Genomic DNA, 19,586 nt, shown 5'->3' with positions numbered 1-19,586 from the left:
GATTGTATCACCGGCCAATCCCAATTAGGAAAAGGCCCGGCAGACCTCAAGCTGCCCCGGGGGTTATCACGGACCGCGCGCCATGCAAACTTTGAAAATCGGAACACGCGGCAGCCCGCTGGCATTGGCCCAGGCGCATGAGACGCGGGCGCGGCTGATGCAGGCGCATGGCCTGCCCGAAGAGGCGTTCGAGGTGGTGCCGATCTCGACCAGCGGCGACCGCATCCAGGACCGGCCGCTGTCGGAGGCCGGCGGCAAGGGGCTGTTCACCAAGGAAATCGAGGAAGCGCTGCTCGAGCGCCGCATCGACATCGCCGTGCATTCGTCGAAGGACATGCCGACGGTGCTGCCCGACGGGCTGGAGCTTGTCACCTTCCTGCCGCGCGAGGACGCGCGCGACGCCTTCATCGGCAAGACGGCGAAGCGGATCGCCGACCTGCCGCATGGCGCCACGGTCGGATCGTCATCGCTGCGGCGCCAGGCGCTGCTCCGCCGCATGCGGCCGGATCTCGACGTGGTGATCTTCCGCGGCAATGTGCAGACCAGGCTGCGCAAGCTGGACGAGGGCGTGGCCGAAGGCACCATCCTTGCCTATGCCGGGCTGAAGCGGCTCGGCCTCGAACATGTCGTCACTGACCTGATGCCGCTGGAGGCTTTTCCGCCGGCGCCGGGGCAAGGCGCGATCGGCATCGAAACCCGCATCGGCGACCGCGACGTCGAGATGATGCTGGCGGCGATCCATCATGTGCCGACCGGCCAGGCGCTCACCTGCGAGCGCGCCTTCCTCGCCGCGCTCGACGGCTCCTGCCGCACGCCGATCGCCGGCCATGCGACGGTGTCGGGCGAGAAACTCTCCTTCGCCGGGCTGATCATCTCGCCCGACGGCACGCAATCGCACGAGGTCCGGTTGGAAGGCGAGGCTGCCGACGCGGCGGAGATCGGCCTGGACGCGGCGCGCACGGTCCGCGCCAGGGCTGGTGCGACATTCTTCGACGGCTGGGCCTGAGATGGTCCGCGTCCTGGTGACGAGGCCGGAGCCGGGCGCGTCGCGCACGGCACGGCGCCTCGAAGCCCTGGGATTCCAGCCGATCTTGCTGCCGTTGACCGAGACGAGCGCATTGCCGGTCGAGGCGAGCCTCGGCGCCGATGGCGTCGCGGTCGTCGTCACCAGCGCCAATGCGGCGCGGCATGCGCCGAAGGCGCTGATCGCGCCGCTTGCGCGCCTGCCTTGCCACGCGGTCGGAAAGAGGACGGCGGAAGCCTGCCGCGCGGCGGGATTCCTCTCCGTCACGGAAGGTCCGGGCGAGGCCGAGGCGCTGGCCGATGCCATCGCCGGCGGCCTTGCCGGCAAGGCGATCGTCTACCTGTGCGGCCGCGTCCGCTTCCCGCGGTTCGAGCGGCGGTTGGCGGCGGCCGGCGTGCACGTCCAGGCGATCGAGACCTACGACACGACAGGTGTCGGCTATGGCGATGCCGACGTGGTCGCTCGCCTGTCGGGCCTGCCGGTCGAGGCCGCGCTGCTTTATTCGGCCAAGGCCAGCGCCGCGCTGGCCAGCCTGATTGCGCGGCCAACGCTGCGGCATCTCTTTGAAAAGACGGAATTCCTGGCGCTCTCGGCCCGTGTCGCCGAGCCGCTGGAAGGGTTTGCCGGTAACAGGGTCCGCGCCGCATCCAAGCCCGAGGAAGACGCGTTGCTGGCGCTTTTGTCGCTGCCCGGCTGAGCCGCGTCATCACACCGCCCCTTTTCACCGCTTGGTGATGTGCTAGAGCATCCCCTGGACCCTTTGAACCATCCTCAAGCCAGTTCGCGGAGCCCAAAGCATGGTCAAGACGCCGAAGATGCGACATTCGAAGACCCGGCGCGAGCCGGTGACCATCGAACTCGAGCCCGGCGCCGTCTCGCGAATCACCGACGAGGATGCCGCCAAGGCCGAGGCCAATGCCGCGCAGACCGACGAGGCGAAGGCGGAAGAGGCGGCCGCCGCGTCGCAACCGGAGGCGCCGGAAGAGCCGATCCATGCCGAGCAGGCCGATATCGAGCCGTGGGAGCATAGCGACGCCGCCCAGGCAACTGCCGATAAATCAGAGGCCGGCAACGACGAGCCGGAGGCGCCGTATCCCGGCGGGTCCGACGCGCCGAAGAGCCAGCCCAAGGGCTTCGACGACAATTTCGAGAACGCATCCGCGCCTGGCGCCGGCGCCTCGGCATCAAGGCCAGGCGAAACGAGGAGCGAGGATCGCGTGCCGCAGCCACCACGCAGAACCGGCGTCAATGCCATGGCCGCCGGTGTCGTCGGCGGCGTGATCGCGCTTGCCGGCGCCGGCTTGCTGCAAGCGGTCGGGCTGATTGGCGCGCCGGGATCGAACGGAGGATCGCTCGATGACGTCAACGGCGAGATCGCTTCGCTGAAAACCGAGATCGCGGCGCTGAAGGAAAGCGGCGACACCTCGGCCAAGGTCGACGGCCTGTCCTCGGCGCTCGATCAGGTCAAGGCCGATGTCGCGGCGCTGAAATCCTCGGCCGGACAAGGCGGCGACGGCGCCGCGCTCAAGGCGCTCGGCGACAAGGTCGGCCAGATCGAGACGAGCATTGCCGAGCTGCAGAAGAACGGCAATGCGGCGCCCGCCGATCTCGGTCCGCTCAACGAGAAGATCGCCGGGCTCGACGCGCTGGTGAAATCGACCGGTGACGCGGCCAAGGCCGAGGACGGCCGAGTGGCTGCGCTGGAGCAGTCCGTGTCGCAGCTTTCCGGCAAGGTCGAGGCGCAGGCCTCGCAACCCAAGATCGCGCTGGCGATCGCCGCCTCGGCACTGAAGTCGGCGCTCGATCGCGGCGCGCCGTTCGCGACCGAGCTCGACACCTTCGCGGCGATCGCGCCGGACGCGCCCGAGCTCGCGGCGCTGCGCTCCTATGCCGAAAAGGGCGTGCCGACCCGCGCCACCATCGCTGCGGAGGCCGATGCCGCCGCCAACGCCATGGTCGATGCGGCAAAGCCGGCCGACCAGAATGCCGGCTTCTTCCAGAGCCTGGTGTCGAGCGCGGAATCGCTGGTCAGGGTGCGGCCGGTCGGCGCCGTCGAGGGCAAGGGCGTGCCGGAAACCGTCGCCCGCATGGAAGTTGCGGTCAACCAGGGCGATTACGCCAAGGCGCTCGGCGAATATGACACGCTGCCGGACGCGGCAAAGACGGCCGGCGCCGACTTTGCCGGCAAACTGAAGGCGCGGCTGGAGGTCGAAAAGCAGCTCGAAGCGCTGATTGCCGGCGCGACGAAGGCTTAAAGGAGACAAGATGATCCGCCTCCTCGTCTTCCTCGCCGTCGTCTTCGCGCTCGGGCTCGGCTTTGCCTGGCTGGCGGACCGCCCGGGCGATATGCTCGTCACCTTCAACGGCTACCAGTACCAGGTCACGCTGATGGTGGCGGCGGTGGCGATCGTCGCCGTTGTGGCCGCGGTGATGATCGTCTGGTGGCTGATCAAGTCGCTGTGGAACAGTCCCTACACTATCTCGCGTTATTTCCGGGTGCGCCGCCGCGACCGCGGCTACCAGGCACTTTCGACGGGCATGATCGCCGCCGGCGCCGGCGACGGCGCGCTGGCGCGCAAGAAGACCAAGGAGGCGGCCAAGCTGATCAACTCCGACCAGGAGCCGCTGATCAACCTGCTCGACGCCCAGGCCTCGCTGCTCGAAGGTGACCATGAAGGCGCGCGGGAGAAATTCGAGCGCATGCTCGACGATCCCGAGATGCGGCTGCTCGGCCTGCGCGGGCTCTATCTGGAGGCCGAGCGCCTCGGCGACCGCAATGCCGCGCGTCACTATGCCGGCCGCGCCGCGGCGGTGGCGCCGCAGCTTGCCTGGGCGGCGGAATCGACGCTGGAGGAACTCACCGAACGCGGCGACTGGGACGGCGCGCTGAAGCTGGTCGAGGCGCAGAAATCGACCAGGCAGATCGAGCGCGACGCCGCCAACCGCCGCCGCGCCGTGCTGCTCACCGCCAAGGCGCAGGCGCTGGTCGACAGCGACCCGAACGCTGCTCGTACGGCGGCCCTCGAAGCCAACAAGCTGGCGCCGGATTTCGCGCCAGCCGCGGTGATCGCCGCCGATCTGGTTATCCGGCAAAACGACGTGCGCAAGGGCTCCAAGATCCTGGAAGCCGCCTGGAAAGTCGAGCCGCATCCCGACATCGCCGAGCTCTACACCCATGCCAGGCCGGGCGACGCCGTGCTCGATCGTGTGAACCGCGCGAAGAAGCTGCAGGAATTGAAGAGGAATCATCCGGAGTCGTCGATGGCCGTGGCGCGCGCGGCGCTCGATGCTCAGGATTTCGCCACCGCGCGGCGCGAGGCAGAGGCCGCGATCCGCATGGATCGTCGCGAGGGCGCCTATCTTCTGCTCGCCGATATCGAGGGAGCCGAGACCGGCGACCAGGGCAAGGTGCGGCAACTGCTGTCGAAGGCGGTGCGCGCGCCGCGCGATCCGGCCTGGGTGGCGGACGGCGTCATTTCCGAGCGCTGGGTGCCGGTGTCGCCGGTCACCGGCAAGCTCGATGCCTTCACGTGGCGTGCGCCGATGGAGCGGCTTGGCCAGCTGATCGACAGCGAGACCGATCTCCCGGTGCCGGCGATCGCAGCCGCGCCCGCGGCGGACGGCAAGGCGATCGACATTGTCCCCGACGCTCCAGCGCAGAAGCCGGCGCCGGCGAATGGCGGCGAGAAAGACATGGCGGCTGCCGATGCAGCCGGCGAGGCGCAAAGCATCGGGCAGGATTCGGAGCTGCCGCCTCTGCCGGATGATCCTGGCGTCGCGCCGGAAGAAGAAGCGGAAAAATCGCCGCGCCGGTTTCGTTTGTTCTGAGGCTGTGTTCTGGGACCGGTTTGGTGGGCAGGGAAAAAACATCGATGTTCGAGCGCGTATTGTCCTTCCTGAGGGATCTGCCGGCCGGGCGCGAGGCCAAGCCGAGCGCCGACGATCCGCGTGTCGCGGCTTCGGCGCTGCTTTATCATGTGATGAACGCCGACGGCGTGCGCCAGGACGTCGAATGGGAACGGTTCAAGCAGATCCTGGCCGAGACCTATTCGGTGAGCGGCAAGGAGCTCGATGCGCTGGCGGCGGCCGGTGAGCGCGCCGACAACGAGGCGATCGACCTCTACGCCTTCACCCGCGTGCTCAAGCGCGACCTCGACGCCGAGGCGCGCAAGGCCTTCATCGGCCTGATGTGGGAAATCGTCTATGCCGATGGCGAGCTTGACGAGCTCGAGGACAACACAGTCTGGCGGGTCGCCGAGCTGATCGGCGTCGAGCGTCGCGACCGCATCGAGGCGCGCCGCAAGGCGGCGGCCGAGATGCCCGGCGCGCGGGGCGAATCGAGCGACGAATAACAGGATCCTTCGCCTTCCATGCCACCCAGACCGAGCCCGAGACCAAAAATCCTGATCGTGCTGCATCAGGAGGCTTCGAGCCCCGGCCGCGTCGGCCACATGCTCTTGGAAGAAGGCTTCGACCTCGACATCCGCCGTCCGCCATTGGGTGACGAATTGCCCTGCACGCTGGACGGTCATGCCGGCGCAGTTATCTTCGGCGGGCCGATGAGCGCCAATGACGAGGATGAGTTCGTCCGCCGCGAGACCGATTGGCTGGAAATCCCGCTCAAGGAGAACCGGCCGTTCCTCGGCATCTGCCTCGGGGCGCAGATGCTCGCCAACCATCTCGGCGGCAAGGTCGAGGGCCACGGCGAAGGCCTGGTCGAGATCGGCTGGTATCCGCTGAAAGCGACCGAAGCCGGCAAGAAGCTGCTGCACTGGCCGGAGATGGTCTATCAATTCCACCGCGAGGGCTTTTCGCTGCCGAAGGAAGCGACGCTGCTGGCGACGGCGGAAACCTATCCCAACCAGGCGTTCCGCTACGGCGAGAATGCCTGGGGCATCCAGTTCCATGGCGAGCTGACAAGGGTGATGATGCAGCGCTGGGTGGTGCGCGGCGCGCATCGCTTCGAATTGCCCGGCGCCCAGCCCGGCCGCGACCATCTCGGCGGCCGGCTGATCTGGGACATGCACCTCAAGCGCTGGCTGGGCGAGTTTTTGGCGCTGATTTTTGGCAGGCCGGCTGTGGAATAGGGCGGTGGCCGATTGCCATGAACGGCCGGCTTAACCCGAGGACAACCTATGCCTGCCAAGGCACGGACGACAGCTTTGCGCCTGCATTCGGGTCATTGCACGAGTTGCCTCTCTCGATCGACAACGGGCACGCCAGGTGCATCGGCGCGACGGCTGAGCTAATCTGTGTTTGAGCAATGGAGAGGATCAAGGTCGTGCCGATGGAGGATTTTGTTGGTCGCTGGATTGCTGGGAACGACCGGCACACGACCGCGACGATCGAGATCAAGAGTGTCGATGGTCACCTCGTCGTGTGTGCCATCGATGGTTCCAGCGGTGAACTGGCAGAGATCCAAGGCTTGACCTCCTGGAATGAAGAAGTCCGCTTCGCCGCCCAATGGTCGTCCGGCCAAACTTCCAACTACCGGCTACTACAGTCGGATGGACGGTTGGTCGTCCATGTCACGCTTTCCCGCACCGACTATTTCAAAAGGGATCTGAACGCCGACGGAACGTACAGGTGGCGCAGCGGCATACTGCACATCGCGCCCGGCCATTCGGCGGGTGGTTCGCTTCGCCGGGCGATCCGCTCAAGCGGGCGTACCGACGATGTGATCAGTTTTCGCGACAATCTCAGCTGCGGCCCAATTGGTTCCCCGGAGTCTTCGGCGCGAGCGCGCTGGTGGGCCTCGATATACGACGAGTATGACGAGTACGACGTCGATTTCGACGGTTTCTGGAAGCAAATCATGTCGACCTCGGACCGCCTCGTCGTCTGGGTCGGACGCCATAGTGCCCAGGAGCATGCTTTCTTCCTGGCCCTGGTGGATCACCTCGGCGACCGCCCCTACGACATCATCGACGTCACCGGGTTGCAAATGCCGTTGACGCGGCCCGACGGCAAGCCGCGACTGTCGAACCCCACGCAGGCCGTTTCGCTCATGAGCGAAACGGAACTCGCCTTGTTGTTCGGCACAGAGCGCGCGATGACGACCAAGGAACGAGAGGAGGCCGCGCGACGCTGGCGAACGTTGAAATCCGAAAACGCACCGTTCCGTATCGTCGCCGATTCTGGGCTCGTCTCGGCGCCTGCGGATGTCTTCGATGAGCTGCTTCTAGAGCGGGCCAGCAAGGATTGGCGCAAGGTTGCACGCGTCATCGCCGAGACCATGGGACACAATATGGAGCCATATATCCAGGTCGGCGACCTGATGCTGCTGACTCGCATCGTGGCCCTTGTCGATCAGGGAAAGCTCATGGCCCATGGTGATCCCTGGCTTATGCGAGAATGCGAAGTACGGCTCCCGGATTAGCAAAAAATAGGCGTCTCCTTTTTGAAGAGCCTCTGTAGAGCCAGTCCGCTCACGGCCCATATCGTTCGTTGCCGGCGGATGCCGATAGCGGCAAACGTCGAATCCGGTGGCCGGCGCTCGATCAAGTTGCGGCCGTCCGGGTGCCGCACCTGGCGTTCTCACCATGCCGCAAACCCGCGATAGCGAGGATGCCATCGATTGCCGGACAACATGGCACCAATCAGCGGCCCCTTGCGCTGACAATCTCATCGCTATCGGCGGAGCCGCGAATCTGTGCTAAGGCGCCGCCTGATCAACCAAAGGAACACACTGTGAGCGAACTGACGTTGGCCGAGGCGACCGAAAATATCTATGCCTCGCTCCGCGCGGACAATGCTGACCTCGATGCGCATATCGCGACCCTCAAGGCGGCGCTGGCGCGGGAGGGGAAGAAACAGGCGGTGTTCGATCCGGCCAAGCTGGTGCAGAACAACCGCGCCGGCCGCAAGTTGATGCAGGCCTATTTTCGCCAGCGCGGCGTCAGCGTGAGCTTTTCGGAGTAGTGAACTGCAGGTGGAGCAATCGCAGCGGTTGCGAGTGCGTGACCTGCACCGTGGTGGCAATTCAACTCGGGACTGCGCCTCATCTCGCCGCCGATCGCCGCCCGCCAGGCGCGGCATCGGCTATCGCGTGGAGGTGACGGACCGGACGAGCTGGATTACGGCGCTGCCGCCGCCGGTTCATTCTTCCTCATCCTCAGCTCGTAGTTGAGCCGGTAGCGGCCGCCTTCGAAATTCCAGATCAGCGGGTTGCGCACGCCGTCGATCGAGCTGGCACCGGCTGGCAGGTCCGGAAACTCTCTGACGTGGCTGGGATCGTCCGGGCTGGTGTCGTCCTGCTCAAACAGCTTCAGCCCGGCGCGGTCGACAAATGTGAGCTCAGAACTGCCGAATCGCGCCGCCCAGTCCTTCTGATCGGCGGAGTCGTCGCAGTCGAACTCAACCTCGCCGGAAGCCGGGAAGCGGATGGTGCGGCTGTCGATCGACAGTTGCGTGAAGATGTCGTCGGAGCCGAATTCGGGATTGGTCTCGTCCTCGCAGATCAGCGCCTTCAGTTCCAGATTGCGCACAGTGGTCTGCATCGAGGCGCGCACCCGCACGGCCTGGCTTCCTGCCGCCGCCTGGCGGATGACGAGATAGCCATGCGTGCCGCCGCCCATGGCGCCGCTGATGATGCGGCTGGTGCCGGAGACCGCGATCGGTGGCTCGCCGCCGTGCGGATCGTCGAACTCCTCCAGTGTAGCCTTGTAGCCCGCCGGATCGGGCAGACCATCGGCCGTCAGGGTGACGGTCTGGTCGGCGCCGCTGTCGGCCTGCCCGACGACATCGAAACGGAACCACGCCTCATCCTGGCTGCCCAGCAGGCTGCCGGCCTCGGTGAGGGTCGCAAACTGCGGTGGTTCGCCCGGCTGCAGGGGGCAGGCCTCTTCCTTCGTGGCACATGTGTGGCGGCGGACCAGGAGCGCATAATTGCCCTGCCACTTGCGGTCCTTGCCGGTGACGCGGATGAAGAACTCCTTCGGCAGCGCATAGGTGTGGACGGTGAAAATATGCTCGCCGTCGTGCACGGTCCTGGTGCTGCCATAGTAGCTGGAGATCGGCTTCGTCATGTTGGAGGGCCGAAAGATATCGATGTTGACGTCCGGACTGTCGGGTCCGATCGAATAGCTGCCGGCGTCCTGGTGCACGACATGGAACCATTGCATGGACCCCGGATAGCGGATCTGAGTGACGTCCTGGCCGTTCCTGAAGTCGATCAGTTCTTCAGCTTGCGGCTTGCCGTCCGAGCCCTTCTTCGCGGTCAGATTGACCGGATAGGCGATAGACGGGCTGCAAAAATTGTTGCCCAGGTTGAGGTCGGCGGTCAGCAGATTGTGGTCGCTTTCGAGGTCGGCAAAATCGAGCGGGATGGTCACGTGCTGAACGCAGATCGGTCCCTCGATGCCGCCGCTTAGATAAGGCCTCGGCGCGGCGAGGATGTAGTCGTAGCGCTCGTTGTCGATAGAGTTGGAGATACCGTCATCGGCGCGGTTGGTCGCCGCCCAGCTGTCGTAATGCTGCGACGTCCAGTATGTGCCGGGGGTGGCGAAACGGCGCGCCCATTCGCTCGTCGGCTGGTGGAAAAGGGGCACGTTCATGTCGCCCATCACCAGCACGCGCTCGCGCTTGCGCTGCGCGGGCGTCAGTGGCGACAGCGTCGTCTCGATCAGCTTCTCAATCTGGTCGAACTGCGCATCGCGCGCGCCGGGGTGCAGCTCGGGCGGACTCTTGTCGAAATAATCAGCCTGCATGTGGGTGAAAACGACTGTGTAGTTGCTTTGCGAAGGCAAATGCAGCAACCGCACGATCGCCGCGCCCTTGCCCGACAGGCAGTCGACACCGCCGCAACGGTCGTAGAGGGTGAAGCCGACCTCGTCGGTCACCGCATCCAGCGTCTCGCCGTCGTTCCTGCCCCATTTGAAGCTGTCGTCGGGCAGCGGCAGGAATTTGAAATCCTTCTTGGCAAACAACATCAGACCGCTGTCCTCGCCGTCGATCTTTTCGACCGGCTCGCCATAAATCGCCACGGCAGCCGCCGGGTCGAGACTGGTGATGGCGTCGACAATGGCCTGCGGTCGCACCTTCAGCAGCGCAGCGTCGATCTTGCGGACATAATTCGGATAGACGGGCTTGAGCTTGTCGATGAGGATCTGCTTGGCGTCCTCATCCCACGCCTCGTTAATGGCGATTATATCGAAGCGGTCAGTGTTCTTCAGGATAGTGTCGGCCAGATGCTCGGCCTGTTTTTCGGTCTGACCCTGAATCTGCACAAGGCAGTCCGCGAAATTCGGATTGGCGCATTTGAAGATCGGAGAAAGCAGATAGGCATTGAAAGTGGCGACACGAACCGTCTCCACTTCCTGCGCCTTCGCTCCGCTGATTGGCCAGGCAATTAGCGTGACAAGCAGGACAATCAACCTGGCCAAGACAAGATCTGACCAGGACATGCGTCTGGAATGAAACATAAGCCTGCCCCCATTGTCGCCGCATTACTCGCCGGCCGGATAATAACAAACGGGAGCGGTCGCACCGTGAAACCATTCACGTTGCCCAAGGAGTGCAGCTTTGGTGGGTGTAGCGATCGGTCAACCGATGAAGGCGGTTGCGAATATTGGCGCAAGCTGCCTCGCCCAGGCGTCGGATCCGCGGCTTAGGGCCGGCGCCCAATCAATTGCGGCTGTTGAGATGCCTTACCTGCCGCAGCGCCGGGAACAGATAGGCCCATAGGCCGGCGACGGCGATGGCGCCGATGCCGCCGATCACCACGGCGGGAACCGTGCCGATCAGCGCCGCCATGGTGCCGGCGCGGAATTCGCCGACCTCGTTTGAGGCGCCGACGAAGACCTGGTTGACGGCGTTGACGCGGCCGCGCACCTCGTCCGGCGTCCAGAGCTGGATCAGCGTCTCGCGGATATAGACGCTGAACATGTCGGTGGCGCCGAGCAGGGCAAGTGCAGCGATCGACAGCCAGGTGACGGTCGAGACGCCGAACAGCACGGTGAATGCGCCGAACAAAGCGACGAAGCCCAGCATGATCTTGCCGGCATGGTTGCGGATCGGGTGGCCGGCGAGCCAGACGGCGACGCAGATGGCGCCGATGCCGGGCGCCGAGCGCAGCAGGCCAAGGCCCCAGGGGCCGAGCTCGAGGATGTCGCGCGCATAGACCGGCAGCAGCGCCGAGGCGCCCGACAGAAGCACGGCGAACAGGTCGAGCGAGATCGCGCCGAGCACGATCTTCTCGCCCCAGATATAGCCGAAGCCGGCAAACAGCGTCTGCATCGTCGGCTTGTCGGTGGCCGTCTGCTGGGCGGGTTTCGGGATGGTGAAGATGAGCAGCCCGGCGGCGAGCATCAGGACCGCGGCGGTGGCGTAGGCGACTTCCGCCGACACGCCGTAGAGCAGGCCGCCAGCGACCGGGCCGACGATGGTCGCCGTCTGCCAGGCCGACGAGTTCCAGGCGATCGCGTTGGCGAAATCTTCCTGCGGCACCAGATTGGCGAACAGTGAGGACGAGGCCGGGCCGTAGAAGGCGCGGGCTATGCCGAACATGACCAGCACGAGGAAGATCGGCAAAGGGCTGGTCAGGCCACGCAGCGTCAGAAGCAGCAGGGCCAAGGCACAGCCGGCCTCGACCAGGGTCGCCAGCGTCATGATCAGCCGGCGGCCGAAGCGGTCGGCCACCACGCCGGTGACCAGGACTAGGAGCAGCGAGGGCAGGAACTGGACGATGCCGACAATGCCGAGGTCGAACGGATCGCGCGTCAAATCATAGACTTGCCAGCCGACGGCGACCGAGACGATCATGGTGGCGAAGGTGGTGAGAAAGCGCGCCGTCCAATAGCTGAGGAACGGGCGGTGCCGGAACGCGGCGTAACGCTGGTCTGGTGACGTTGCTTCGACGGTCATGATCAGAGGGCCCCTTTGCGACAATGGCCGGCGGGGCACTTCCACGGTGGGCGCTGGTCCGGCCGCAACCCTTTAGCCCAGTTCGTCTTGCCATGCGCGCAAAAAATCCGCCCTGGCGCGAAGAAAATCGGAATTCCCTGCCCTGGTGAGGGGGCGTTCAGCCTCTCAACGCGGCCGAGATGGCCTCGATCCCGCCGCGCAACTCCGCTTCCGTCGGCCAGCCGAAACCGAGGCGGAAGAAGCGTCTCGGCATCTCGAACCAGTGGCCAGGGCCGACATAGGTGCCGTATTCCTCCAGCAGCCTGGTATAGAACCCGTCAAGGTCGAAGCCGGCATCGAGAGTGAGCCGTGGGAAGCCGACGACGCCGCCTTGCGGCCGCACCCAGTCGACGAGAGGCTCGCCGTCGATCCAGGATTGAACGATGTCGCGGCGCCTGGCCATTTCGGGGAGCAGCGAGGCGAGGAAGGCATCACGGCGTTCGAGCGTGGCGCGCGCGATCGCCTCGTCGATGACGCTGCCGCAGATGCCGATCTGCTCCTTTGCGGCGAGGAAGGTCTCCTGCAATTGCGGATCGCGGGTCACCAGCCAGCCGATGCGGATGCCCGGAATGCCGAAAGCCTTGGACAGCGAGCAGACGCTGATGGCGGCGGAGCTGAGCGAGGCCGCCGACGGCAACCGGGCGCCATAGGAAAGGTCGCGGTAGGTCTCGTCGACCAGCAGGCGGCATTTGCGGCTCTCCGCAAGCGTAATCAGCGCGTCGAGGTCGGCGCGTGTCATCATCGTGCCGGTCGGGTTGTGCGGGCAGGTGACGCTGATCAGTCTGGTGTTCGGCCGCAGATCTGCCTTCACACGGTCGATGTCGATGGCAAAGCCCTCGTCGAAATCAAGATCGATATAGGAGATGGCGCAGCCGATCGCCTTCGGTGTCTCGATGTTGGTGGCGTAGTTCGGCCGCACGACCACGAGATGGTCGCCGGCCGACAGAAGCGACGTGGCGATGATGAACAGCGCGCCGGCCGCGCCAGCGGTCACCAGCACATCATCGGGGGAAAGACCGCTGTCCTGCCCGGCGATAAGCGCCCGCAGTTCCCTGTCGCCGCGATGCTCGCCATAGAACAAGGTGAGGTCGGGCAGCGCGAGACCGATGTCGGAGAGTTTCTGGTCGGCGATCGAGCTTTCGGAAAGGTTGTAGCGGATGCGCTCGTAGCCGTATTCCTCCGGCGCTTCCTTCTCGATCACCATCCTGGCGTAGTTCATGACCATGTCCCCAGCGGTGCATCGTTTTAAACAGACCGCCCGTCCTGTTTTGACGCAATTCCGTATCGCTTTCCTGGAATTGCCTGGTGGAACGGTATCCAAGCCATAAAAGCAGGAAGCCTGCCAAGGCTGATTCCTCGGCAGGCTTCCTTAGACCATTGGTGCAGGCGCGTTATTTCAGGCCGGGGCTTTGGCCTTCCTGCCCCTGGCAGGCTTCACCGGCTCCGGCTCCGCCTTGCGGCCGAGGCCGATCGACTTGGCGAGCTGCGAGCGCGAGGCCGCATAGTTGGGAGCGACCATCGGGTAATCCACCGGCAGGCCCCATTTGGTGCGGTAGGCCTCCGGCGTCAGGCCGAAATGCACGCCGATATGGCGCTTCAGCGACTTGAACTTCTTCCCGTCCTCGAGGCAGATGATGTAGTCCGGCGTCACCGAGCGCCTGGGATTGACGGCGGGGACCGGCGGAGGCGGCGCGGGCTCCGCGGGCTGGCTGATCCCGCCGATCGACGAGGCAACGCTGGCGATCAGTCCGCCCAGGTCGGAAGCAGGCAGGCGGTTTTTGGCGACATAGGCCGATACGATATGAGCGGTGAGCTCGAGCAGGTCGATTTCCCTGGCTGTGCTGGTGTCCTCGTCCACGTAGTCCCTCCATTTCTGCCGCAAGGTCGCGAAAACGATCCGGTTTTCGCGGTGTACTGTCGAAGCGCTGCGAGCGTTGTTTGCGAATTCGGGAAGCCGCAGGGGCCGCAGGCCGGCGAATTCCTAGTCGGCAAATCTGCGCGGCGCAACGTTTTGTTGCGTCAATACACGCTGTTTTGAACAATTATACTGAAATGTAACTATATCAGACGACCAGCGCCTTGTCGCGCCACAGACGAAATCCACCCTCGAAAGCGCGAGTGTTGTCGCCGCGCCGGGACTTTTCAGGCAATTGATCGAGCTTGTCGACATTGCCGCCGCCGATCACGACATAGTCCGGCTGCAAGGCGGCGCGAAGCCTGTCGACAACGTCGAAAACATATTTGCGCCACTTCTTCTTCCCGTGCTTCACCAGGCCGCGTTCGCCGACATAATCCTCGAAAGTCGCCCCCCTTTTGTAGGGCAGATGGGCGAGCTCCATGGGCTGGCCGACATTCTTGATGATCATGGCGGCGCCCAGGCCCGTGCCGAGGCCGAGGAACAGCATGCGGCCGCCGTCATAGCTGCCGATCGCCTGCATCAGCGCGTCGTTGACGAGCTTCACCGGTTTGCCGAAAGCGGCGGTGAAATCATAGCCGTTCCAGCCCTTGCCGAGATTGAAGGGATCGAGCGAGGGCTTGTTGTCGCGTACAGGGCCGGGATAACCCATCGAGATGACGTCGTAGTCCAGGCCTTCGGCCAGTTTCTTGACCGACGAGACGACCTGGTCCGGGGTCAGGCTCGGTCCGGACGCGACGCGGCGCATCTCGCCGCCTGCGCTGGTGAGGATCTTCACATGCGAGCCGCCGACATCGACGGTGAGCACGATCGGATCGCCGGTCGCCGCCGCTTTCTTTGCTGCCTTCGCCATCCCGTCCTCCCCGAAAATTATTTGCTCGGATTGATCCAGCCATCGGGTGGGCCGAAGCCGTTCATGGCATCGACCGGCCCCCAGGTCTTGGGGGCATAGATTGCCGGCGCCGCGGTGTCGCCCAGCACCGGGCCGACGATGCGCCAGGCAAGCTCGGCCGCGTCCTGGCGCGTGAACAGCTGGCCGTTGCCGTTCATGGCGTCGCCGATCAGCCGCTCATAGGGCGGCATGTCGCCCTTGGTGTCGTCGAGCGCGGTCAGCTCCACCTGCTCGCCGATCATGTCGTCGCCGGCGACCTTGCGCTGGGCGCCGATCGAGATCGCCACCTGCGGGTCGATGCGGAAGCGCACATAATTGGCGTCGCCCGGCTTGATGGGGTCGAAGACGTCGAGCGGCGGCCGCTTCATACGCACGACCACCTCGGTGGCGTGCACCGGCATGTTCTTGCCGGCGCGGATGAAGAAAGGCACGTCCCGCCAGCGCCAGGTGTCGACGAAGAAGCGCACCGCGGCGAAGGTCTCGACCGGGGAGTTGGGCCTGACGCCCGGCTCGGCCAGATAGCCGTCGAACTGGCCGCGCACGACATCGTCCTTGGTCAGCGTGCGAATGGCGCGCAGCACCTGCACCTTCTCGTCGATCAGGTCGTCGGCCGAGCGGCCGACCGGCGGCTCCATGGCCAGAAGCAACAGGATGTTGAGCAGGTGGTTCTCGATCACGTCGCGGATGCAGCCGACATCGTCATAGAATTTGCCGCGGCCCTCGACGCCGAAATCCTCGGCCATGGTGATCTGCACGCTCTCGACGAAATTGCGGTTCCAGATCGGCTCGAGGAAGGAGTTGGCGAAGCGGAAATAGAGCAGGTTCTGGATCGCTTCCTTGCCGAGATAGTGGTCGATGCGGTAGATCGACTGCTCGTCGAACACCAGATGCAGCACGCGGTTGAGCCAGCGCGCCGACTGCAGGTCGTGGCCGAACGGCTTTTCCACCATCAGCCGCGCGCCGCGCGCGGTGCCGGACTGCTCCAGTCCTTGCACGACCGTCTCGAACATAGTCGGGGGAACGGCCATGTAGTGCAGCGGCCGCTGCGCGGAACCCAGCGCCGTCTTCAGCTTCTCGAAGGTCGCGCCGTCGCGGTAGTCGCCACTGACATAGCGCAGCAGCGAGGCGAGCTTGGAAAAGACCTTGTCGTCGACACGGCCAAGCGCGGTGACGATGCCGTCGCGCGCTCGGTCCACCAGCTTGGGGAGGTCCCAAGGCTCGAAGGCGACGCCGATCACCGGCTCGCTCAGCGTGCCCTTGGCGACCATCTGGTAGAGCGCCGGGAAAATCTTCTTGTGCGCAAGGTCGCCGGTCGCTCCGAAAAGCACCAGCGTGTCGGACCTCTCCTGGCTCATGCAGTCTCTCCCCTCACGCGCCGGTCTTCGGCTTCTCGACATGGCCGCCGAAGGCATAGCGCATGGCGGACAGAAGCTTGTCGGCGAATTGCGATTCGCCTTGCGAGGAGAAGCGGTCGAACAGCGCCGAGGACAGCACCGGCGCCGGGACGCCGGTGTCGATCGCCGCTTTGAGCGTCCAGCGCCCTTCGCCGGAATCGGAAACACGGCCGCCGAACTGGGCAAGCGCCGGGTCGTTCTTCAGCGCGCCGGCGGTGAGATCGAGCAGCCAGGAGCCGATGACGCTGCCGTGCCGCCAAACCTCGGCGACTTGCGGCAGGTCGATGTCGAACTGATAGTATTGCGGGTTTTCCAGCGGGCTGGTCTCGGCGTCCGCGATCCTGGACCGCTTGCCGGCATTGGCCGACTTCAGGATGTTCATGCCTTCGGCATAGGCGGCCATGACGCCATATTCGATGCCGTTATGCACCATCTTGACGAAATGGCCGGCGCCGCTCGGTCCGCAATGGAGATAGCCGAAGGGCGCGGTGCCGGCATCCTTGGGCGGATTGGCGCCCGCATCGGCGCCAGGCGCCAGCGTGGCGAAGACCGAATCGAGATGCTTCACCGCGTCATCGGGGCCGCCGATCATGAGGCAGTAGCCACGCTCGAGGCCCCAGACGCCGCCGCTGGTGCCGACATCGACGAAGTTGATGCCCTTAACCGCCAGCTTGGCCGCCTGGTCGACGGCATCATGGTAATAGGAATTGCCGCCGTCGATGATGATGTCGCCCGGCTCCATCAGCGCCGCCACCTGGTCGACGATCCTGCCGGTGATCGCGGCCGGCAGCATCAGCCAGGCGCAGCGCGGCTTGGCGAGCTTGGCGACGAACTCCTCCAGCGAGGCGGCGCCGACCGCGCCGTCCTTGACCATGCCGGCGACGCTTGCCGAATTGATGTCGTAGACGACGCATTCATGGCCGTCGCGCATCAGGCGCCGCACCATGTTGGCGCCCATCCTGCCCAGTCCCATCATTCCGATCTGCATGGTTTCATCCCGATTGCTTGAGGAAGGAGAAGTACAATGGCCCTGCTGGATCACGATTGAGCGTCAATGCCGACGCTGAAGTCGACATTCTCCCAACGCATCGCCCCGGGCCAGAAAAAAGTGAAGACGATGGTGGTTCCCGGCTGCAGGCGGATGACGGGCAAATCCACCAGGTGAACGCCGAACGCATTCTCGGTCGTCTTGCTGTCCTGCACGGTCAACCACTTATCGCTGCTCCAATGGACGACGCCGGGCGCCGACAATTCGACGCGCAGCGCCTTGCCGGCCGGAATGGAGCGGATCTTGTTGTTAAAGCGCCAGATCCTAAGCGGCGAGGCCGTCTTGCCCTTGATGTAGCGTTCGACGCCCTGCGGCGGCAGGTCGAAGACGGCGCCGTCGCGCAGCGAGCGCAACAGCTTGATGTGCTCTGCATGCGCCCAGACCAGCGACATGGCGCTGCCGGACGGTTTGCCCAGCCACAGCTCGCGGTCGGGCATGTCCGGGCGATCCCAGACCTGCTCCGGTAGGAGGCCGCCGACGCCGGCCGAACGTTCGAAAGTCTCAAGCAGTTGCGCCGCGCTTTCCCTGCGGCCGGCGGCCAGCTCGTAATGGGCGCGCTCGCCGGCGAGCAGCGGCCACGGCCGCCCCCGGCCGGTGCCGTCGAAAGGCGCGCCGTCCTCGTGCTCGCCATAGCCGTCGCCGGTATAGCGGTACCAAAGCGGGCCTTGCGGCAGGTCGCAGCGCAGCTCGGCGTCGATCGCCTTGACGGTGTTGACGATGCGCGGGTCGTCCGCGGCCCTCAGGCCGAAGCGGACCAGCGCCAGCGCATCCGGGCTGATGATCGCCTCGGCGGGCTTGTCGGTGTCGCCCGGCGGCCGGTTCTTAATCGGCACGAAGCCGTCCTTCGGAGACGCGGCGCCGCCATTATCGGGCGGCGCGATGCGCACATAGTAGCCGTCCGTTCCAGCCCTGGCGCTTGCCTCCGTGCCGGTGACATAGGTCCAGCGCTCGACCTGGTCGTTCCAGCAATCGGCGGTCTCGCGCAGATAGTTTGCCGGCTCATTTTTGCCGCAGACTTCCAGCATGTCGGCCGCGGCGAGCAGGCCAGCTATTTCCACGGCCAGCGTGAACGGACTGTAGCCGGCGTCCTCCTCCCAGCGGTCCTCGCCGGTGACCGGGCCGTTGCGCACGACATAGGCGGCGGCGTTCTCGATCATCGCCAGGAAGTCGGCGAGCTGCGACTTCGGCAGATGGCCGGCGCGGCGCAAGGCGTCTGCAAGCAGCAGCGGAAAGGCGCATTCGTCCATCTGGATGCCCGGCCAATAGGCGGTGCCGTCGGACCAGCAATTTTGCGGCCAGTGGCCGTCCGGCTGCTGGATCGAGCGCAGATAGGCGAGGATCTGCAGCGCCTGCCTGTCGTCCCCGGCCGCCAGGAAGCCACCTGCCGTCTCGACCAGATCGCGCGGCCAGACGAGATGATAGCCGCCGAGGTCATCGTCGCCCTTGTTGAAACCCCAGGGGATCGACAGGCTGGCGACGGCGGCGCCGGGCCTGGCTACCGACAGATGCGTCGCCAGCACTGCGGTGCTGACGCGGTAGGTGTTCAAACCCGAGGCAGCGTGGCGGTCGAGCTTTTCCAACCCTGCCTGGAATATCCGCCAGTTGTCGGCATAGGTCTTCGCGGCCGGCTCGAAACCCTGTTGCAGGCTTGCCAAGGCAAGATCCGCCGCTTCTTCCGGCGAAGCGCCGAAGCCGAGCGCCAGCAAGGCAACCGTCTTGCCGGCCGAAAAGCCGATCTCGCCGGTCAGCGCGACATTGCCGTTTTCAGCTGTATGACAGGAAGGATCGAGCGCGCCGTTATCGTGCAGTTGCTGCCAGCCGTCGGAAAAGCCGACATAGCCGGCCGAGCAGGCGCCCCAAGGCAAAGAGGAGGCGAGCGCCAGCGAGACGCCGCGCCCTGTGGCGAAGAGAAGACGCTGCCCCTTGTGCTCGCCGATCCAGGCCGTGTTGCCCATGCCGGCATTGACGAGATGCGGCGCAAGCAGCGCGTAGACGCGATAGTCGGCCGCCGAGCCCTTGATTGCGCTGAAATGCACTTCCTGCAGCAGCACGGGTCGTTTCGAATCCGTAACGATGCGCTTCTTGATCCGGTAAGCGCCGTCGGTGGCAATGTTGGTCAGCCGGTAGCCAGGCACCCCGTCCTCGAAAGGGTCGACGGTGTGGGCCGCATCGCGTTTCTCTTCGGAAAAAAAATTGTCGGGGCCGGTGACGATCAGCCCCAGGTCGCGCGTGCAGGCGCTGTCGAGGTGCGGATAATAGATTTCATTCAGGATGCCGTGGCTGGTGGTGAACCAGAGCGGGCTTTTTGCCGAAAGCGCGGTTCCGACGCCACTCTTGGCACTTGACGTCCAGCGCGCCGGAATTCCGGGCGCGCCTTTAGCAACGGTCGGCGTCACTGCCATGCATTGGCC

The 19,586-nt window shown here is 65.1% G+C and carries 16 protein-coding genes; 8 read left to right on the top strand and 8 right to left on the bottom strand.

The features are described 5' to 3' along the window. The first annotated feature begins 82 nt into the window (after positions 1-82). The 8 genes from hemC to FJ419_RS22010 all read left to right on the top strand — a co-directional run bounded on the left by hemC (position 83) and on the right by FJ419_RS22010 (position 7,945). On the top strand, positions 83-1,006 hold the full coding sequence (gene hemC, locus FJ419_RS22045; protein ID WP_140698236.1) for a hydroxymethylbilane synthase: 924 nt from the start codon (positions 83-85) through the stop codon (positions 1,004-1,006). A 1-nt stretch (position 1,007) separates the two neighbouring features. Beyond that, entirely contained in the window at positions 1,008-1,721 is a 714-nt protein-coding gene (locus FJ419_RS22040; protein ID WP_140698233.1) for a uroporphyrinogen-III synthase, read from the top strand. 100 nt (positions 1,722-1,821) lie between these two features. Beyond that, positions 1,822-3,279 (top strand): mitofilin family membrane protein, encoded by a 1,458-nt coding sequence (locus FJ419_RS22035; RefSeq protein WP_140698230.1) that lies wholly within the window; start codon positions 1,822-1,824, stop codon positions 3,277-3,279. 10 nt (positions 3,280-3,289) lie between these two features. Continuing rightward, positions 3,290-4,852 (top strand): heme biosynthesis protein HemY, encoded by a 1,563-nt coding sequence (locus FJ419_RS22030; RefSeq protein ID WP_140698227.1) that lies wholly within the window; start codon positions 3,290-3,292, stop codon positions 4,850-4,852. A 44-nt stretch (positions 4,853-4,896) separates the two neighbouring features. Further along, on the top strand, positions 4,897-5,376 hold the full coding sequence (locus FJ419_RS22025) for a TerB family tellurite resistance protein (protein ID WP_140698223.1): 480 nt from the start codon (positions 4,897-4,899) through the stop codon (positions 5,374-5,376). A gap of 18 nt (positions 5,377-5,394) precedes the next feature. Next, on the top strand, positions 5,395-6,111 hold the full coding sequence (locus FJ419_RS22020; RefSeq protein ID WP_140698219.1) for a glutamine amidotransferase: 717 nt from the start codon (positions 5,395-5,397) through the stop codon (positions 6,109-6,111). Positions 6,112-6,311: 200 nt separating this feature from the next. Beyond that, positions 6,312-7,403, top strand: coding sequence for a DUF1835 domain-containing protein (locus tag FJ419_RS22015; RefSeq protein ID WP_246679307.1), 1,092 nt, complete (start codon positions 6,312-6,314; stop codon positions 7,401-7,403). A gap of 311 nt (positions 7,404-7,714) precedes the next feature. Then, positions 7,715-7,945 carry a hypothetical protein gene (locus FJ419_RS22010; RefSeq protein WP_140698214.1) on the top strand — a complete coding sequence of 77 codons (231 nt, stop codon included), beginning with the start codon at positions 7,715-7,717 and terminating at the stop codon, positions 7,943-7,945. A 155-nt stretch (positions 7,946-8,100) separates the two neighbouring features. Here FJ419_RS22010 and FJ419_RS22005 read toward each other — a convergent pair whose 3' ends face one another. The 8 genes from FJ419_RS22005 to FJ419_RS21970 form a co-directional block, all read right to left on the bottom strand. Beyond that, positions 8,101-10,407: an endonuclease/exonuclease/phosphatase family protein gene (locus FJ419_RS22005; protein ID WP_140698211.1), complete on the bottom strand. Its 2,307-nt coding sequence runs from the start codon at positions 10,405-10,407 to the stop codon at positions 8,101-8,103. Positions 10,408-10,648: 241 nt separating this feature from the next. Beyond that, positions 10,649-11,890, bottom strand: coding sequence for an MFS transporter (locus FJ419_RS22000; protein WP_181170780.1), 1,242 nt, complete (start codon positions 11,888-11,890; stop codon positions 10,649-10,651). 154 nt (positions 11,891-12,044) lie between these two features. After that, entirely contained in the window at positions 12,045-13,145 is a 1,101-nt protein-coding gene (locus tag FJ419_RS21995; protein ID WP_140698205.1) for a pyridoxal phosphate-dependent aminotransferase, read from the bottom strand. Positions 13,146-13,322: 177 nt separating this feature from the next. Beyond that, positions 13,323-13,784 carry a MucR family transcriptional regulator gene (locus FJ419_RS21990; protein WP_140698202.1) on the bottom strand — a complete coding sequence of 154 codons (462 nt, stop codon included), beginning with the start codon at positions 13,782-13,784 and terminating at the stop codon, positions 13,323-13,325. Positions 13,785-13,989: 205 nt separating this feature from the next. Further along, positions 13,990-14,694, bottom strand: a complete 705-nt coding sequence (locus FJ419_RS21985; RefSeq protein WP_140544760.1) for an ROK family protein — start codon at positions 14,692-14,694, stop codon at positions 13,990-13,992. A 17-nt stretch (positions 14,695-14,711) separates the two neighbouring features. Then, positions 14,712-16,088, bottom strand: a complete 1,377-nt coding sequence (gene zwf / locus FJ419_RS21980; RefSeq protein ID WP_140544758.1) for a glucose-6-phosphate dehydrogenase — start codon at positions 16,086-16,088, stop codon at positions 14,712-14,714. A 13-nt stretch (positions 16,089-16,101) separates the two neighbouring features. Further along, positions 16,102-17,115 (bottom strand): phosphogluconate dehydrogenase (NAD(+)-dependent, decarboxylating), encoded by a 1,014-nt coding sequence (gene gnd / locus FJ419_RS21975; RefSeq protein WP_140544756.1) that lies wholly within the window; start codon positions 17,113-17,115, stop codon positions 16,102-16,104. A gap of 50 nt (positions 17,116-17,165) precedes the next feature. Then, complete coding sequence (locus tag FJ419_RS21970) at positions 17,166-19,577, bottom strand: glucan 1,4-alpha-glucosidase (RefSeq protein WP_140698199.1); 2,412 nt, start codon at positions 19,575-19,577, stop codon at positions 17,166-17,168. Positions 19,578-19,586 lie beyond the last annotated feature (9 nt).

It is taken from the genome of Mesorhizobium sp. B2-6-2, from assembly GCF_006440615.1.
Lineage (GTDB): Bacteria > Pseudomonadota > Alphaproteobacteria > Rhizobiales > Rhizobiaceae > Mesorhizobium.
This window is presented reverse-complemented; position numbering and strand designations above follow the sequence as displayed.

Bases quoted from the DNA above. Each gene is read 5' to 3' on its own strand.
- zwf (WP_140544758.1), bottom strand. From the start codon at position 16,088: ATGAGCCAGGAGAGGTCCGACACGCTGGTGCTTTTCGGAGCGACCGGC.
- FJ419_RS22035 (WP_140698230.1), top strand. From the start codon at position 1,822: ATGGTCAAGACGCCGAAGATGCGACATTCGAAGACCCGGCGCGAGCCG.
- gnd (WP_140544756.1), bottom strand. From the start codon at position 17,115: ATGCAGATCGGAATGATGGGACTGGGCAGGATGGGCGCCAACATGGTG.
- FJ419_RS22015 (WP_246679307.1), top strand. From the start codon at position 6,312: ATGGAGGATTTTGTTGGTCGCTGGATTGCTGGGAACGACCGGCACACG.
- FJ419_RS22040 (WP_140698233.1), top strand. From the start codon at position 1,008: ATGGTCCGCGTCCTGGTGACGAGGCCGGAGCCGGGCGCGTCGCGCACG.
- FJ419_RS21995 (WP_140698205.1), bottom strand. From the start codon at position 13,145: ATGAACTACGCCAGGATGGTGATCGAGAAGGAAGCGCCGGAGGAATAC.
- hemC (WP_140698236.1), top strand. From the start codon at position 83: ATGCAAACTTTGAAAATCGGAACACGCGGCAGCCCGCTGGCATTGGCC.
- FJ419_RS21985 (WP_140544760.1), bottom strand. From the start codon at position 14,694: ATGGCGAAGGCAGCAAAGAAAGCGGCGGCGACCGGCGATCCGATCGTG.
- FJ419_RS21970 (WP_140698199.1), bottom strand. From the start codon at position 19,577: ATGGCAGTGACGCCGACCGTTGCTAAAGGCGCGCCCGGAATTCCGGCG.
- FJ419_RS22025 (WP_140698223.1), top strand. From the start codon at position 4,897: ATGTTCGAGCGCGTATTGTCCTTCCTGAGGGATCTGCCGGCCGGGCGC.
- FJ419_RS22030 (WP_140698227.1), top strand. From the start codon at position 3,290: ATGATCCGCCTCCTCGTCTTCCTCGCCGTCGTCTTCGCGCTCGGGCTC.
- FJ419_RS22020 (WP_140698219.1), top strand. From the start codon at position 5,395: ATGCCACCCAGACCGAGCCCGAGACCAAAAATCCTGATCGTGCTGCAT.